Source organism: Blastococcus sp. SYSU D00695, assembly GCF_054050555.1.
The window spans coordinates 21,784-37,260 of the sequence record NZ_JBJGZP010000007.1; the positions used below are offsets into that span (position 1 = coordinate 21,784).

Here is a 15,477-nt window from a genome sequence, read left to right on the forward strand (position 1 = left end):
CTCCGCCTCCTGCGGTGTCGCGTCCCCGTCAGGCCACGGTCAGCGCGCCGCCGGGACGAGGCCGGAGGTGGTGACCGGCGATGCGGCCTGCAGCGGTGGTGCCGAGGGCGCCGGCCCGCGCGCCCGCCGGGGCGCCGGCTCGAGCGCGAGGACCGAGCCGGCGAGCCCGAACAAGAGGTAGGACAGGCCGGCGTTGCTGAGGTACGGCCACACCATGAGAGCGACCGGCATGAAGGCCAGCACGCCGACCAGCCCCTGGACGACGGTGCGGGCGGGCGCCCGCGGGTTCCGCGCGTGCCGCAGGGCTCGGACGGTCAGGGCGCCCAGGGCCAGGAGGGAGACCAGGACCTGGACGAGCCCGCCGCGCAGCAGGTACGTCAGGTACTGGTTCTCCGTGGAGGTGAACAGGACGCTCGGGGGCGAGTCGGTGCCCAGCCCGAGGGCCGCCGCGCGTCCCACCACCGGCAGGTAGTCGCGCTGCCAGACGAGGAAGCGGTACTGCAGGGTCTGCAGGCCCCCGGGCAGCTCCGAGCTCACGGCGGCGGTGTCGTCGGACGCCGCCGTCTGCTGCTCGAGCCGGTCGCCGAGTGCGCTGCCGAAGGCCAGCGCCGCGACGGCCCCGAGCACCACCAGCAGCAGCAGCGCCCGGCGCAGGACCTTGGCCAGGGCTGCGCCGACGAGGATCGCCACGGGCAGCCAGATGAACAGGGTCACCGTGACGGTGAGCACCAGCGCGGAAACGTCGACGGCGAGCACGGCCAGCAGCCACCCGCGGGACAGGACCGAACGGTCCCCGCGCACCAGGAGCAGCGCGGCGATCACCGTCGGCAGGAGGAGGTAGCCGCCCAGCGAGTGCCAGATCGAGAACGGACCGCTGACGCGCAGCGCGGTGTCCACGACCGCTCCGGAGGACTCGAACGCGGCCAGCGCCTGGGCGGCAGCCGCCTGGTCCGCTGCCTGACCGGTGATGCCCTGCAGGACCTCCGCGACACCGAACAGCTGGGAGTACTGCGCGAGCGCGAGCGCCGCCGGCACGACGCTGACCAGCAGGACCCAGCGCACGACGGTCAGCACGTCCGCCCGGCTCGACGTCCCCCGGGACGCCGCCCACCAGCCCAGGAGCAGGAAGGTCGGCTGGACGGCGACCAGCGCCTGGTCCCCGAGGCCGATGTCCCCGCGGGCCAGGTGGTAGGCGGCGAGTGCGAGGGTCCCGCCGGCGAAGACACCGAGCGCCACGTCGACCCCGGTCAGGGCGCGCCAGCGGTTCGGACGGCGGAACAGCAGGACGCCGACCACCAGGATCACCAGGACCTCGGAGATCTTGAGTCCGGGCAGACCCACGCCCCGGCTGAGACCGGCCACGGCCGGCGCCACGGCCGCCACGAGCACGGCCCCCACGACCGGCCGGGCGTAGACGGCCAGCACCAGCAGCGCCCCGACCGCGACGGCCAGCGGGCCGAGGGGCGTGACCACGCTCGACAGGCCTGCGATCGCGGCCACCACGGCGAGCGCCGCGAGGACCGCCGCGGTCGCCGCGGCCGGCCTGGCGTCGAACCGGCTCTGTCGTGCCGCGGCTCTGCGGGAGCCGACGGCCACGGTCACCGCTGCAGCGACCCGGCGCCGGCCTCGGCAGGAGCGACCGGGGTGGCGGGCAGGGCGCCCTCGGCCGGCGGCGCCGCGGGGGCGGGCCGGGTCGCCTGCGACGGCTGCGGGGCGGGGCCAAGGAGCACGATGACCGGGCCGGCGTCGAGGTCGGCCAGCCGGTCGACGGCGGCCGCCGCGGGCTGGGTGGGCGCGTGGCGGGGCAGGACGAGCACCACGGCGTCGGCGTCCTGGACCCGGCGCTCGGCGGTTCCGTCATCGGGGACGCGGCCCGCGTCGTGCCACGTGATCGAGGTGCCCTGCTCGGGCAGCCGGCCGGAGGCGCGCAGGCGCAGCTCGGCCGCCCGCAGCTGGTCCGCGACCGTCGCGCGGTTGCGGGGCGCGAAGCGACCGGCTGAGACGACCGCGACCTCCCGCACGGAGGGCGCGGTCGCCAGCACGCGCAGGACGGCGGTCTCGTAACGGCTGGCGCCGCTGGTGCGGGAGAAGGTGAGGACGGGCCAGGACGTCAGTGCGTGGACGTCGGCGGCGGTGCGCAGCTGCGGGAGGCTGCGCTCGAGGAAGACCGCCGCTCCGAGACCGAGGAGCAGCCCCGCGGCGACGCCGAGCAACGGTGCGAGCGGGGAGACGCCCTCCTGCTCGATGACCTCGGTGGGCAGGCGGAGCGGGACGAGCGTCGTCACCGCGATGTTGGGAGAGATGGCCGTCGGCGCCGACAGCAGGTCACGCAGACCGTCGAAGTAGCCGAGGACCTCGGCCTCGGACTCGCCGGTGTAGGTGATCCGGATGATCGCGGTGCCCGGGAGGTTCACGGGCGCGGCCTCGGTCCGCAGGTCGTCGACCGGGATCTGCGTGCGGTCGGACATGGCCTGCAGCACCGCCGGGTCCTCCACCAGGACGCCCGCGTAGTTCTTCGCCAACCGCTCGGCCTCGTAGGCGTTGGTGGGCCGCGGGTCGGTCGGCACCGAGATCGTGGGGTCCACCGGTTGGGCCTGGGTCACCGCTGGCGCCAGAGGGACCAGGACGGTGCCCTCCGCGACGTAGGACGGTGATGACAGGCGGGACGCCAGCAGCGCGGCACCGAGACCGGCGAGGACGCCGACGACGAGTGCGACCGCACCGAAACGGCGCAGGGCAGTCCACAGCAGGAAGCGCTTGGGAGACGCGTTGGGCACGTTGGTCCTCACTCGACGACGGTCGGGCGCGGAAGGCAGCGTCGACCCCCGCCTGCCCATAGTGACCCGGGAACGGTGCCTTCCGGCAGGTTTGCGCCGCAGTTTCCACCGTCTGCCTGACATCGCGTCGCCTGGACGTGACGCACGGCATCCTCCCGGCGCCCGCCCACCCCGGTGGACGAAGATCACCGCTCGAATGGGTAACGGAGCGGAGTGAACACTTGACGGAGTGACACTTTGCACCTTGTGCGATGGGGTCTCACCCCTGTTGACTGTGCGCGCTCCCCCGTTCACGCTCCGCAAGCGCAGCTGCGCTGGAGCGCTCGGCAGGCCCTTCCCCGGCCGCGAGAGGTGTCCCGTGTCCCGCCATGCCCATCGCCGACGCACGCCCGCTGCCGCTCCGCTGTACCGGCGCCTGCTCCTCGGCTTCCTCGCCTTCCTGACCGCTGCGACGGTCCTCGTCGTCGCGGAGCCGTTCCCAGCCGAGCCGGACAGCGGCGGGGTGGCGACGGAGCCGGCGGGTCGCTGGTCCCACGTCTCGCAGTGGCCCGAGCTGCGTGGGCGGTTGTCCGCCAGCCTGACCCGCCTGGCGCGGACCCGGGCCGCGGCGCCGCCGCCGGCCGCCGCGAGTCCCTCCGCCGGCACCCCGCCGGCCGCCACGCCCCCGCCGACCCGGCCCGAGACGTCGGCCGCTCCGGTTCCTGCCGCCGACACCCCGCCGGCGCCCACCCCGGCGCCGGTCGACGCCCCCAGGGGCGGCGCGCTGAGCTGGGCCCCGCCCCAGCTGCAGTCCCCCGAGACCATCACCCTGTCGTCGTCCCGGACCTCGGTCACGCTCGACGACCGGCGCGACTACGTCATCGACCTCCCCGACACGCCCCTGGACGCCCCCAACGGGGTGTCGGTGACCGGCGGTCGCAACGTCGTCATCATCGGCGGCGAGATCCGCACGTCCGTGCGCGACGGTGAGGCCCGCGGCCTCTACCTGAAGAACCAGCGCGGGACCGTCCACGTCGAGGGACTGCGGCTGAGCGGTGCGCAGGCCATGGAGGGGATCAACCTCGCGCAGCCGTACGGGGCGACCGTCCAGCTGCAGAACATCCGCGTCGACGCGGTGCACGGGTCCAACGGCGGCCACCACGCCGACGTGCTCCAGACCTGGTCCGGCCCGGCACGGCTGCGCATCGACCGGTTGGAGGGCTGGACGACCTACCAGGGCTTCTTCCTCGACCCGCTGAAGTTCGGCGCACCGGCTCCCGAGCTGTTCGACCTGCGCAACGTCGTCCTGCGGGACGTCGGCGGGGTCAGCGCGTACCTGCTGTGGGACTCCGGCACCTACCCGATCACCACCCGGGACGTCACAGTGGTCCCCGCGGGTCGCTCGTTCCCCGGCCAGGTGCTGTGGTCGCAGACCGGCGCCTGGGGCTCGGTGCGCTCGGGCACGTCGGCCACGCCGAGCCCGCTGACCGGGAACCCAGGCGTGGGTTACGTCTCCCCCGGCTACGGCGGCTGACCTCACGGATCCGCACCCCGGGGCGGGGCGGTCACGCGAACAGGTGACCGTCCCGCCCCGCACGGTGGTCGTGCGCTCCGGGCACGGGAGGCGGACCGTAGATTGACGCCCCGGAAGAGCCCATCGACCAGGGAGCCCCATGCCGGAGAGCCCGGACACCGCCGGACCGTCCGTCGCGATCGTGGTGACGCACTACAAGTCGGTGCCCGCCCTGGAGGCCTCCCTCCGGGCCGTCGCCGAGCACGCCGACCTGGCCGCGACCGAGGTGGTCGTCGCCGACTCCGAGGAGCAGCCGGGTACCCGGGAGCTGGTCGCCTCGATCATCCCCTCGGCGCGGTTCGTCGGCTTCGCCGACGACGTCGGCTACGCCGTCTCGGTGCGAGCCGCGCTCGAGGTCACCACGGCGCCCTACCTGCTGGTGCTCAACGCCGACGTCCGGGTGTCGGCGGGGACGATCGAGACGCTCCGCGACGCGCTGGCCCGGGACCCCGGACTCGGCCTGGTCGGTCCGGTCCTCCGGTACGACGACGGCGCCCTGCAGGACTCCGCCTTCCGCTTCTACCGGCCACAGACCATCGCGTACCGGCGCACGCCGCTGGGCACGCGGACGCCGTTCGGACGTCGCGCCCTGGCGCGGTTCAGCGAGCCGTCGCGTGAGGTCGAGCGAGCGCTGGCCGCGGGGAGCGCGGAGGTCGTGGAGGCCGACTGGGTGCTCGGCGCGGCCCTCATGGTCCGTCGGGACGCCGTCGAGCGGGTCGGCCCCCCCGACACCCGGTACTGGATGTACTTCGAGGACGTCGACTGGTGCCTGCGGATGTGGCACGCGGGCCTGCGGGTCGGCGTGGTCACCGGGACGACGGCGCACCACACCTACGGGCGGGCGAGCCGCGCCAAGGGCCCTCTGGCGCTGTACAAGAGCCAGATGGCGCGGGTGCACCTGAAGTCCGGTGTGAAGTTCTTCCGGGCCCACGGGGTGACCCCCACCCGTCGGCCGCGGGGCCGCGCGGCCCGATGACGGTCCTGCTGGTCTGCTCGGGCGGCGGCCACCTCAAGCAGATGCACGAACTCGCACCCCGGCTGGGGCTCGGTGACCGGCCCCGGCTGTGGGTCACCTTCGACGGCGGCCTCAGCCGCAGCCTCCTGGCGGGCGAGGAGGTCCTCTACGCACGGCACGCGGTGCCGCGCGACGCCCGCAACATCCTGCTCAACGCCCTGCACGGGCTGCGCGCGCTGAGGGGGCGCCCGATCGAGCTGGCCGTCAGCACGGGGGCCAGTCCCGCGGTCTCCTACCTGACCCAGACGGCGCTGCGGGGGGTGCCGACCCACTACATCGAGAGCGCCACCCGCGTGGCCGGCCCCTCGCTGACCGGCCGGATCATGCGCCGGGTACCCCGCGTGCACACTTACACGCAGTACGAGAGCTGGGCCCGGGACGGCTGGCGCTACGGCGGGTCGGTGTTCGACGCCTACCGCGCCGAGGGGGACGACCGGCCCCGGGCGGCCGTCCGCCGCGTCGTGGTGAGCCTCGGCACCGCCGAGACGCTCGGCTTCCGTCGCCTGGTCGAGGCACTGGTCCCCCTGCTCCACGGTTGCGAGGTCCTCTGGCAGACCGGGGCCACCGACGTGTCGGGCCTCCCCGTCGACGGCCGCGACAAGGTCCCCTACGCCGAGTTGTCGACCGCCATCGCCGAGGCCGACGTGGTCGTCTCCCACGCGGGCACGGGCGCCGCGCTGACGGCCTTCGAGCACGGCAAGGTGCCGGTCCTGGTACCGCGCCGCGCCAGCCACGGCGAGCACGTCGACGACCACCAGCTGCAGACGGCCGCGGAGCTGTCCCGCCGGGGCCTGGCGGTGTCCCGCGAGGTCGACGACCTCGATGCAGCCGCGCTCGAGACGGCCGCGGCCGGCGTCGTGCACCGGCTGTCCGAGCTGCCGCCGTTCCGGCTCGCCTGATCCCCTCCGAAGGGGTGGAGGGCACGCCCGTTCCCGTCCGGACCGGTGTCGCAGCCCCTAGCCTGACCGCCAGGTTCCGGCAGGTGCGGGAGGTAGCGGTGGACGTGGCGCAGACGACGACGGCGGGGAACGGTCTCCCCGCGTACAAGCAGCCGGTCGAGTGGGACGGCGTGCTCGCGCGGGTGCGGGGCAGCAGCCTGGCCCGGCGTCTCGTGCCCTACCCCGTGGCCCTGTTCATGATCCGGACGGCCACCCGGTTGAAGTTCCGGCTGCGACCCGACCGGCTCGCCGCGGCTCGCGCCACCATGGACGCCATCGTGGGCAACACCCCGCTCGAGTCCCGCCTCGACGAGCTGGCCGCGCGGCACGTCGCCGCGCGGGCCGAGACGATCGAGTACAGCTGGCGGATGTGGCTCGTGCGGCGAGAGCCCGTGGAGGGCGTGGAGAACCTGCAGCGGCGGGCACCGGGCCAGGGGGTGGTGGTGAGCACCACCCACTTCGGCCCGCTCTTCGCCGGCCGGAACATCGGCGCGCACGTCGACCGGTCCGCATACGTGTCGGTGGCCGGGGACTGGGCCTACACCGAGCTGCCGAAGGGCTACCTGGGCTACTGGTTCCGGTACACCAAGCGGCCCGACCCCCTGTGGCCGCGGTCGCTGCTCGCGAGCGGGTCCCGCGCGAGGCTCGAGCAGGTGCTGCGCGACGGCGGCACCGTGTCGATCGCGATGGACCTCCCCGGCAGCCAGGAGACGCGGTTCCTCGGCAAGACGGTGTACATGGCCAGCGGCACCGCCCGGCTCGCAGCCGCCACGGGCAGCCTCGTGGTCCCGTCGTTCCCGACCCCCGTGGGGCGCGGCCGGTGGCGCACCGTGCTGGGCGAGCCGCTCGACCCCGCCGACCACGCCTCGTGGCAGGACCTCCACCAGGCCCTCGCGGACCGGCACACCGCGCACATCCTCACCGCTCCCGAGTACCTCGAGGACCCGGTGCGGGGCGGGGCGTGGGCACAGGCGGACCGCGACGTCTGGCCGAATCCCCGCGGCTGAGCCGGGACCGACCGGGACTCAGAGCCCCTGGGCGCTCCAGCGGGCCAGGGCGTTGGAGTCCTCGACCGACGTCCGGAGGTCCGCCAGCGCCGCCTCGTCGCCGCCGGTGCTGAAGCGGAGGAACTCGCTGCTCACCTCGTCGACCAGGGGGTGGCGCGCGTCGCGCGGCGAGTCGTAGGGCGCCGAGTGGCCACCGCCCAGCAGCTGCAGGAACGCCTTGGGCCCCGTCGCGCCGGCGTAGAGCGCCTCACCGTCGGCGAAGGCGACGACGTTGTCGTCGACGGCATGGATGATGAGCAGCGGCACCGGCGGGTCGGCCAGCACCGTCCCGAACCCCTCGACCGGGACGGCGAAGACCATGGCCGCGGTGACCCGCGGGTCCCGGGCGAGCGGCGTGATCAGGCCGAGCGTCGTGCTCGCCCCGAGCGAGTGCCCGGCCGCCAGCACGTGCGAGGGGTCGACACGCCCCGCCAGGTCGTCCTCGCCGGCGTCCCCGAGCGCGGCCACGGCTCCGATCACGAACGAGATGTCGGCCGGCTGGCTCCGGACGTCGTCGACGACCATCGGCGACCCCTCCGAGGTGAGGGGGAACGCCGGCGCGGCCACCACGAAGCCCTGGGAGGCCCACGACTCCAGCAGCTCGGCGTATGCCTCCGGCGTCGAACCGAAGCCGTGGCTGAACACCACGAGGGGGAACGGGCCGTCCCCGGTGGCGGGGTACCACAGCGTCGTCGGCAGCGCCCTGCCGTCCTGCTCGGGGACCCCGGGGTACGGGCCGGTCGGCCGCGCCGGGTCCCTCAGGTCCAGCACCCGCGACGTGACCTCGACCGTGGCCGCCGAGCTCGGCCCGGGCTCGGACGAGCCCTGCGGCGAGGAGCAGGACGACACGGTCACCAGGGCGGCGACCAACCCGGCGAGGGCACGAAGACGCTGACGCACGCAGGGCATCCTGGCAGCAACCCGCCGCCCGGTGGCAAACACCACCCGCGAGAGGCGGGCGCGCGCGGGGTGCATCTCCCGTCAGCTGCCGACGTAGCCGGGGGACCGGTAGCCCACACCGGGCGTGCCGGCAGGCAGCCGGACGTCGGCGACGTCCCCGACGGTGACGCCGTCCCACTGCCCCCAGAGCACCTGGTCGCGCCTCCGCTCCTCCGCCGTCTGGACCACGACGTCACTGGTGCGGATCCACGGCGCATCGGGCTCGGTCCACAGCAGGTAGGCCGCGTTCTCGTCCCCCCGGATCGCCACGCGTCGGAAGTCCCACTCCACCGGCGGCTCGGCGGGGAACTGGTAGGGGAGCAGGAAGAAGCCCTGATAGCCCGTCGTCCCGCTGAAGCCGTCGATCAGCAGTCGCCCCGGGCCGGCCCAGCTCTGGATCAGGTCAGCGTGGTGGCCGTCCTCCTCACCGGTGACCATGTCGATCGAGATGTTCTGCAGCTGGACGGTGGCGCCGTAGGGCTGCGAGAGGTTGATGCCCTCCTGCAGGCCGTCACCCCCGATCGACAGGCCCTCCACGTGGACCGTGCCACGCTGGTCCACCAGGTACAGGCCGCGCTCCTCCGCCTCGATGCGGCCGCCCACGAGCACCACGTTGCGGCCACCGGAGAGGGTCAGACCACCGGGCGCCACCAGCGGCTCGTCGGGCAGGACGATCTGGTAGTCCCTGTCGGGGTCGAGCTCGAAGCCGGTGTCGGCGGACGAGACGCGGATGGTCTCCGGGGCCTCCAGCTCCGGCGGCGCGAAGGAGAGCTTCTGGGCCGCCACGGACGGGTCCGGGCCCTGCGACCCGTCAGGCTCGTCGTCGCCTCCCGTGACCAGGACGACGGCGACGACGACGAGCAGGGCGACCAGCACGACGGCGACACCCGCCCACAGCGGGGCGTGCGCCAGCCGGTGGACGCGCGACGACTCGTCGTCCTCGGACGCGGAGGATCCGCTGGGACCCCGCCCCGTGCCCACCTCGGTGTCCACACACCCTCCGCAGCCTGCCGTGGGTCCGCTTCAGTGGCGACCCGGCGGAGCCGACCACGACACGCGCGAGACCGGCACTGACGCCGACCTGCGTCCCCTCGCCGGCGCCTCCCAGGGTACGGGTTCGCCGAGGGAGCGGTGACCCCCTTCTCGGTGAACCGTCCCCCGCCGGGACGGGAACGACGGGCAGGGGCGATACATTCGCGCAGTTGCGTGCCCACCGGCCGCCGCGGTCGACGCCGGCCACGGGGTCACCGTCGCCCGAGGAGCCCTCGTGGACCCCGCCCCCACCACGCCCCAGGCCGGGCTGCGGGAGCGCGCCACGACGAGCGTTCTCTGGGCCATCGCCCAGCGCTGGTCGGTCCAGCTGAGCACCCTCGTCGGGTTCATCGTCCTCGGCCGCCTTCTCGATCCGGACGACTTCGGCGTCGTCGCGCTCGCCATGACGTTCGTGGCCGTGCTCACGGCGGTGGCCGACGCGGGTTACGCCGCCTACCTGATCCGCGTCAAGGAGCTGACCGACCGCCTCGCCGCGACGGCCTTCACCATCTCCACCGTCGTCGGCGCCGTCCTGATGCTGGTGGTCATGGCCCTCAGCGGACCGCTGAGCGACGCGCTCGGGGCGCCGAGACTGCACCTGGTCCTGCTGTTCCTGGCCGTCCCGCTCTTCGTGACCGGGCTGTCCAGCGTCCCGGCGGCACTGCTGGAGCGGGACCTGCAGTTCCGGGCCCTGACGATCCGCCAGACGCTGGCCACCGGGGTGTCGATCGTCGTCGCCATCGTGGCCGCCGCCCTCGGTGCGGGCCTGTGGGCGCTGGTCGCCCAGCACCTCACGCGGTCCGTGGTGGCGGCCGTCGCGTTGTGGACGGCCACCACCTTCCGGCCGCGGCGGGAGTTCTCCCGGTCCGAGGCGCGGGAGCTGACCACCTTCGGCCTGAAGTCCATGGGGCTGGCGGTGTCCAGCCAGCTGCGCGACCAGGGCGAGCTGTTCCTCATCGGTGCGCTCGCCGGCACCACGGCGCTGGGCTACTGGACCGTCGCCGGCCGGCTGGTCGACGCGATCTTCGGCCTGACCACGGCCGCCTTCTTCATGGTCGGCGTCCCGCTGTTCGCCAAGCTGCAGGACGACCCCGAGCGGCTCACCCGCGGACTGCGGACCACCATGGCGACCGGCGGCATGGTGCTGGTGCCGCCGCTGGTCTTCCTGGCCCTGACCTCCGGCACGCTCGTCCCGCTCGTCTTCGGGGAGCAGTGGACCGCGTCGGCGGGGATCGCGGCACTGCTGGCCCTGAGGGCGCTGGCCAGCTCCTGCTCGGGCTTCCTGTCCGTCGCGCTCGCCTCGGTCGGCCACCCGGGCACCGAGCTGCTCGTCAGCCTCGGGCTGCTCTCGGTGCAGGTGGGCCTGGTGCTGACCCTGGCCTCGCACGACCTCGAGCTGCTGGCGCTGCTGCTGGCGCTGCTCTCCCTCGTCAGCTGGCCCGTGCGCGCCGTCGTCGTCCGGCGGCTCATGGGCGTCACCTGGCGGGCGTACACCGACGTCCTCGTGGTGCTGCTGTGCGGCGGCCTCGCGGCGGCGGTGGTCTTCGCGCTGCAGGAGCTGACCGGCATCACCGGGTGGGCCGAGCTGATCGTGCTCGGCGCGGTCGGCGGGGTGGTCTACGTGGTCGCGCTGTGGTTCCTCCGGCGCCCGCTGCTCCAGCAGGTGCTCGACGTGGCGCGGCGCCGCGGCAGCACGCCCCGGGTCGAGGACGAGCCGACGCCCGGGGGGACGACCGCGGCCGCGGTGGAGGTCGCCGAGGCGTCGGTCGCCCCGGACTCGCCGGCGCCCCCGGCCGCCGACGGCGTCCCGGTGCGACGCGCGCCCGACCCCACCGGGCGCTGAGCCCGGGTCGTCCCACGGGAGCCCCTCGGGCTCCCCGGAGCGTCACGGCCCGGCGCAGGGGCCCCGGACAGCACGGAGGCCTGGCCCCCTCACGGGGGACCAGGCCTCGGTGCGTCGTTCAGCGAACGGCAGACGCCGCGCCGGCCGAACCCACCGCGGCGGGGTGGCCGAAGAACCGCTCGTCCTGCTCCGCGCGCAGCCGGTCGACCGGCCGGTCGGCGGGGAGCTCCACGTCGGCGTAACCGATGACCTCGTCCTTGGCGACGTCACGCAGGAGGCGGCAGCCCTCTGCCAGGCCCACCGGCAGCAGCCGGTCGGAGTGGGTGACGTCGGCCCGCTCGGCCTCGCCGTAGTAGTGGTACCCACCGGGCCGGTCGAGGACGGTGCCGGCCGCGAGGTCGGTCTTGGCCAGCGTGACGACGTCGACCTGCGGGGCGCCCGCCGGGCGGATGGCCGGGTCCCCGAGGAGGGCGACCCGCGCGACCGTCGTCGGCACCTCGAAGTGGCACAGGTGGTAGGGCGTGTAGAAGCTGTACAGCGGCCCGGTGCCGAGCTTGTACAGCTCCAGGTAGTGCCGCTGCTTCGGGTCGTCGTGCTCGGCCATGACGTACACGCCCGGGCCGGGCTTGGCGCCCACGACGTAGTCGACGACGCCGCCGAGCGAGCGCAGCTCCTCGACGTCGTAGCGGGTCGTGAGCTCGTCGACGTGACCGGTGTGGTCCAGGGCGTACAACCCGCGGCGCGGCACGGTGAGGCCGGCCGCGTTGGCCACCAGGGCCTGCTCGACGCTGACCTTGGTGCCGTCGGCGAAGCTGGTCACCATCCACGGGTCCTGCCCCCACCGCTTCGCGAACCCCTCCTGGGTGGTGGGGTTGCGGTACGGGTCCTGCAGGCCCTTGATGTTGCCCGACACGAGCGGGCGCAGGCCGATCTGCCGGACGAACCGGATCAGGTTCATCTGGACCGCCGGCTGGTCGCCGTCCGCACCCGAGTAGACGACGCCCGCCGCGTCGGCCTTCGTGGCCAGCAGCGGGCCGAGCGTCGCGTCGACCTCGGCGTTGAGCAGCACCAGGTGCTTGCCGCCCGCGAAGCACGCCAGGGCCAGTTCGGCGCCGAAGTCGACCGCGCCCGTGGCGTCGACGACGACGTCGACGACGTCGCTGCCGGCGACCAGGGCGATGTCGTCGGTGACGGCGACGTCCCCGGCGGCCGCGATGCGCTCGACGTCGTGCAGGGACTCGGCTGCGACCGCCGTGCCCCCCGCCTCACCGACGGCGGTGGCGGCCTTGGCCGGCGTGCGGTTGCAGACGACGGTCAGCTGCATGCCGGGGGTGCTGTTGAGGACCTGGTTGACCAGGCCGCGCGCCATGAAGCCGGCGCCGACGAGCCCGAGCCGGACCGGCCGGCCCTCCGTGTGCCGCTGACGCAGCAGGGTGTCGACGGAGATCACGCCGGGACCCCGGCAGCGAAGCGGGCGGCGTTCTCGTCGGCGTCGAAGGCCGGCCAGGAGGCGTCCTTGTCCGAGATGACCTCGACCGACCGCGGCCACTCGATGCCGAAGGCCGGGTCGTCGTACCGGTAGCCGACCTCCGCGCCGGCGGCGTACGGGACGCTGACCATGTACAGCACCTCGGCGTCGTCGGTCAGCGTGATGTAGGCGTGGGCCAGGTGTGCCGGCAGGAACAGGCCGTGCCGGTTCTCGGCGGTGAGCTCGACCTTGACGTGCTCCATGTAGGTCGGCGAGTCCGGGCGCACGTCGACGGCGACGTCGACGATCGCCCCGCGGGTGCAGCGGATGAACTTGGACTCCGGGTGCCCGGGCAGCGAGAGGTGCATCCCCCGCAGCGTGCCGGCGCGGTGGTTCCACGAGACGTTGCACTGCGCCACGGCCGGCTGCATGCCGCGCGCCTCGAACTCCGCGGCGTCGAAGGACCGGGCGAACGCGCCGCGGTCGTCGGTGAACGGCTCCATCTCCACCAGGTGGACGCCGGCCACCCCCAGCTCGGTGTACCTCACGGGGCGGCCCAGTACAGCTGCTCGTCGACCTGCGCGGTCCTCATCAGGTGCTCGATCTGCTTGAGGCGGGTGTGCCCGCGGCCGGTGAAGGTGGCCGCGTCCATGTCGATGGACTGGAAGACCCGGTGCAGCTGGGCGGCGCCGGCCTTGGCGTCCCAGTCCGTGTCGTAGCCGGGCAGGACGGCGCGGATGCGGTCGAAGGCGACGCGGTAGCTGCGGTTGTCCGCGCTCGGGTCGCCGAAGACCAGTTCGCAGCCGGGGAACTCGGCGGCGACGATCTCGGCGATGTCGCGGACGCGGTAGTTGTTGGCCTCGCTGCCGACGTTGAAGACCTCGCCGTGCACCCGCTCGCGGGGGCTCTCGAGGGTCATCCGGATGGCCTTGGCGATGTCCAGCGCGTGCACCAGCGGGCGCCACGGCGACCCGTCGCTGGTCATCTCGATCCTGCCCGTGGTCCAGGCCAGACCGGAGAGGTTGTTCAGCACGATGTCGAAGCGCATCCGCGGGCTGGCGCCGAACGCGGTGGCGTTGCGCAGGAAGGTCGGCGAGAAGTCGTCGGTCGTCATCGCCGAGACGTCGCGCTCGACGAGCGCCTTGCAGCGCGCGTAGGAGGTCTGCGGAGAGACCGGGCTGGACTCGTCGACGGTCCCCTCGGCGACGCCGTACACGCTGCACGAGGACATGTAGACGAACCGGGCGACGCCGGACGCCTTCGCGACCTCGGCCAGGTGCACCGACCCGACGTGGTTGATGTCGTAGGTGACCTCACCGATCAGGTCGCCGATGGGGTCGTTGGAGAGCTCCGCCATGTGGACGACGGCGTCGATCCCCTCGAGGTGCTCGGGACCGAGGCGGCGGATGTCGAGCGCGAGGGTCAGCGGCACCCGGTCGAGGCCGGGGTAGAGCCAGCCGTTCTTGTAGTAGCCGGTGTCGACGCCCACGACGTCGTGACCGGCGCGCAGCAGCTCCTGCGCCGTCAGGCAGCCCAGGTATCCCTCGGTGCCGGTGACCAGAACTCGCACGTGTCGCCTCGCCTTACCGTGTTGGCTTCACCCGGGCGTTGTGCCCGGGCGGTCGTTCGATGCTGGGCCGGGTCGGCCCGCGGAGGAGACCACGCGAGGGGTCCTCCGCGACGTGGGGAGGTCAGTCCTCCCAGACCTTCCACTCCGCCTTGCCGTCGTCCCAGAGCCCGTTGAGCTCCTTCCAGTCGCGGAAGGTGTCCATGCCCATCCAGAAGCCCTCGTGCCGGGCGACGCCGAGCTTCCCGTCGCGCGCCAGTCGCTGCAGCGGTGCGTGCTCGAGCATCTCCTCGGTGGCCTCGGCGTCGAGGTACTCGTCGACGAACGCGCGCTCGAAGAAGAAGAAGCCACCGTTCACGTAGCCGGTCTGCGGCTGCTTCTCGTTGAAGGCCACGACGTCGTCCCCGTCGATGACCATCTCGCCGTAGCGGCCGCTCGGGTGCACGCCGGTCAGGGTGCCGAGCTTGCCGGACTCCACGTGGGCACGCAGGGTCGCCGGCAGGTCGACCGCGCCGATGCCGTCGCCGTAGGTCAGCGCGAACCGGGGAGCGTCCAGGTACTGCTCGACGCGGGCGATGCGGGCGCCGGTCGCGGTGGTGAGCCCGGTCTCGGCGAAGGTGATCTCCCAGTCCTCGTCGGCGAGGTTGGTGTGGTACTCGATCTCGTGCTCGCCGCGCAGGTGCAGGGTGAAGTCGTTCATGCGCGCCCGGTGCTCGAGGAAGTAGTCCTTGATCATGTCGCCCTTGTAGCCGAGGCACAGCACGAAGCGGCGGAAGCCGTAGTGGCTGTAGGTCTTCATGATGTGCCAGAGCACCGGTCGGCCACCGATGTCGACCAGGCCCTTGGGCAGCGACTCGCTCGCCTCCCGGAGCCGGGTCCCCATCCCCCCGCAGAGGATGACGACCGGGATGTCGCTGGTCGGCACGTCCTGGATCTCGCGCAAGTACCTCTCCTGCCGCTCGTCCCCGGCAGCTGCCGGTGCGGGAGAGGACACGGTGCCACGGCGCCGAAGCCGGCCTCCGGGCATGCCACTCCCCCTGCTCGTGGTCAATCCTGCTGTGGTCCCCCCTGCGCGCCCGGCCGGAGGAGGAACCCCCGTGCCCTGCCGCGTCGCAGGAGTCGCCCGTCCGCGAATCGAGGAGAACGGTATCGAGCACGGACAGTGAGCCGGTACGACTTTCACCCTGCAGGCCCAGGATCACCCCCGTGGAGGGACGACCGGCCCGCAGAGTTCACTCTTGCGCCACCGGACGATCACTGACCGTCAGCAGCCGGATAGCCCGACCGGGTTACCTCACTG

Annotated in this window: 13 protein-coding genes; 5 read left to right on the forward strand and 8 right to left on the reverse strand. The window is 73.6% G+C overall.

From position 1 onward, the window contains the following. Positions 1-39: 39 nt before the first annotated feature. Both ACI781_RS06660 and ACI781_RS06665 read right to left on the reverse strand, forming a co-directional pair. Positions 40-1,602, reverse strand: a complete 1,563-nt coding sequence (locus tag ACI781_RS06660) for a hypothetical protein (protein ID WP_456565290.1) — start codon at positions 1,600-1,602, stop codon at positions 40-42. Further along, positions 1,599-2,789 carry a hypothetical protein gene (locus ACI781_RS06665; RefSeq protein WP_456565291.1) on the reverse strand — a complete coding sequence of 397 codons (1,191 nt, stop codon included), beginning with the start codon at positions 2,787-2,789 and terminating at the stop codon, positions 1,599-1,601. The genes ACI781_RS06660 and ACI781_RS06665 overlap by 4 nt, the downstream gene beginning before the upstream one ends. Positions 2,790-3,135: 346 nt before the next feature. Here ACI781_RS06665 and ACI781_RS06670 point away from each other — a divergent pair, with 346 nt between their 5' ends. The 4 genes from ACI781_RS06670 (at position 3,136) to ACI781_RS06685 (ending at position 7,289) form a co-directional block, all read left to right on the forward strand. Further along, positions 3,136-4,290 carry a hypothetical protein gene (locus tag ACI781_RS06670; RefSeq protein ID WP_456565292.1) on the forward strand — a complete coding sequence of 385 codons (1,155 nt, stop codon included), beginning with the start codon at positions 3,136-3,138 and terminating at the stop codon, positions 4,288-4,290. Between the two features lie 139 nt (positions 4,291-4,429). Further along, a complete protein-coding gene (locus ACI781_RS06675; protein ID WP_456565293.1) occupies positions 4,430-5,305 on the forward strand; it encodes a glycosyltransferase family 2 protein in 876 nt (291 codons plus the stop codon). Then, positions 5,302-6,243, forward strand: coding sequence for a glycosyltransferase (locus tag ACI781_RS06680; protein WP_456565294.1), 942 nt, complete (start codon positions 5,302-5,304; stop codon positions 6,241-6,243). Before ACI781_RS06675 ends, ACI781_RS06680 begins: the two co-directional genes overlap by 4 nt. 98 nt (positions 6,244-6,341) lie before the next feature. Further along, positions 6,342-7,289 (forward strand): hypothetical protein, encoded by a 948-nt coding sequence (locus ACI781_RS06685; RefSeq protein WP_456565295.1) that lies wholly within the window; start codon positions 6,342-6,344, stop codon positions 7,287-7,289. 18 nt (positions 7,290-7,307) lie between these two features. On the opposite strand, the gene ACI781_RS06690 is transcribed toward ACI781_RS06685, so the two are convergent. Together ACI781_RS06690 and ACI781_RS06695 are read right to left on the reverse strand one after the other, a co-directional pair. Then, positions 7,308-8,228, reverse strand: a complete 921-nt coding sequence (locus tag ACI781_RS06690; RefSeq protein ID WP_456565296.1) for an alpha/beta hydrolase family protein — start codon at positions 8,226-8,228, stop codon at positions 7,308-7,310. An 81-nt stretch (positions 8,229-8,309) separates the two neighbouring features. After that, on the reverse strand, positions 8,310-9,260 hold the full coding sequence (locus ACI781_RS06695) for a hypothetical protein (RefSeq protein WP_456565297.1): 951 nt from the start codon (positions 9,258-9,260) through the stop codon (positions 8,310-8,312). 274 nt (positions 9,261-9,534) lie between these two features. Between ACI781_RS06695 and ACI781_RS06700 the strand changes: the two genes are divergently transcribed. Further along, the gene (locus ACI781_RS06700; protein ID WP_456565298.1) at positions 9,535-11,142 is read left to right on the forward strand and encodes a lipopolysaccharide biosynthesis protein; all 1,608 of its coding nucleotides are present in this window, start codon (positions 9,535-9,537) and stop codon (positions 11,140-11,142) included. A gap of 118 nt (positions 11,143-11,260) precedes the next feature. Here the strand turns inward: ACI781_RS06700 and ACI781_RS06705 are convergent, their stop codons facing one another. The 4 genes from ACI781_RS06705 to ACI781_RS06720 all read right to left on the reverse strand — a co-directional run bounded on the left by ACI781_RS06705 (position 11,261) and on the right by ACI781_RS06720 (position 15,120). After that, positions 11,261-12,592, reverse strand: coding sequence for an NAD(P)H-dependent oxidoreductase (locus ACI781_RS06705; protein ID WP_456565299.1), 1,332 nt, complete (start codon positions 12,590-12,592; stop codon positions 11,261-11,263). Further along, positions 12,589-13,158 (reverse strand): dTDP-4-dehydrorhamnose 3,5-epimerase family protein, encoded by a 570-nt coding sequence (locus tag ACI781_RS06710; RefSeq protein WP_456565300.1) that lies wholly within the window; start codon positions 13,156-13,158, stop codon positions 12,589-12,591. The genes ACI781_RS06705 and ACI781_RS06710 overlap by 4 nt, the downstream gene beginning before the upstream one ends. Then, positions 13,155-14,180 (reverse strand): NAD-dependent epimerase/dehydratase family protein, encoded by a 1,026-nt coding sequence (locus tag ACI781_RS06715; RefSeq protein ID WP_456565301.1) that lies wholly within the window; start codon positions 14,178-14,180, stop codon positions 13,155-13,157. The genes ACI781_RS06710 and ACI781_RS06715 overlap by 4 nt, the downstream gene beginning before the upstream one ends. Before the next feature lie 121 nt (positions 14,181-14,301). Then, positions 14,302-15,120 (reverse strand): sugar phosphate nucleotidyltransferase, encoded by an 819-nt coding sequence (locus tag ACI781_RS06720; RefSeq protein ID WP_456565302.1) that lies wholly within the window; start codon positions 15,118-15,120, stop codon positions 14,302-14,304. Positions 15,121-15,477 lie beyond the last annotated feature (357 nt).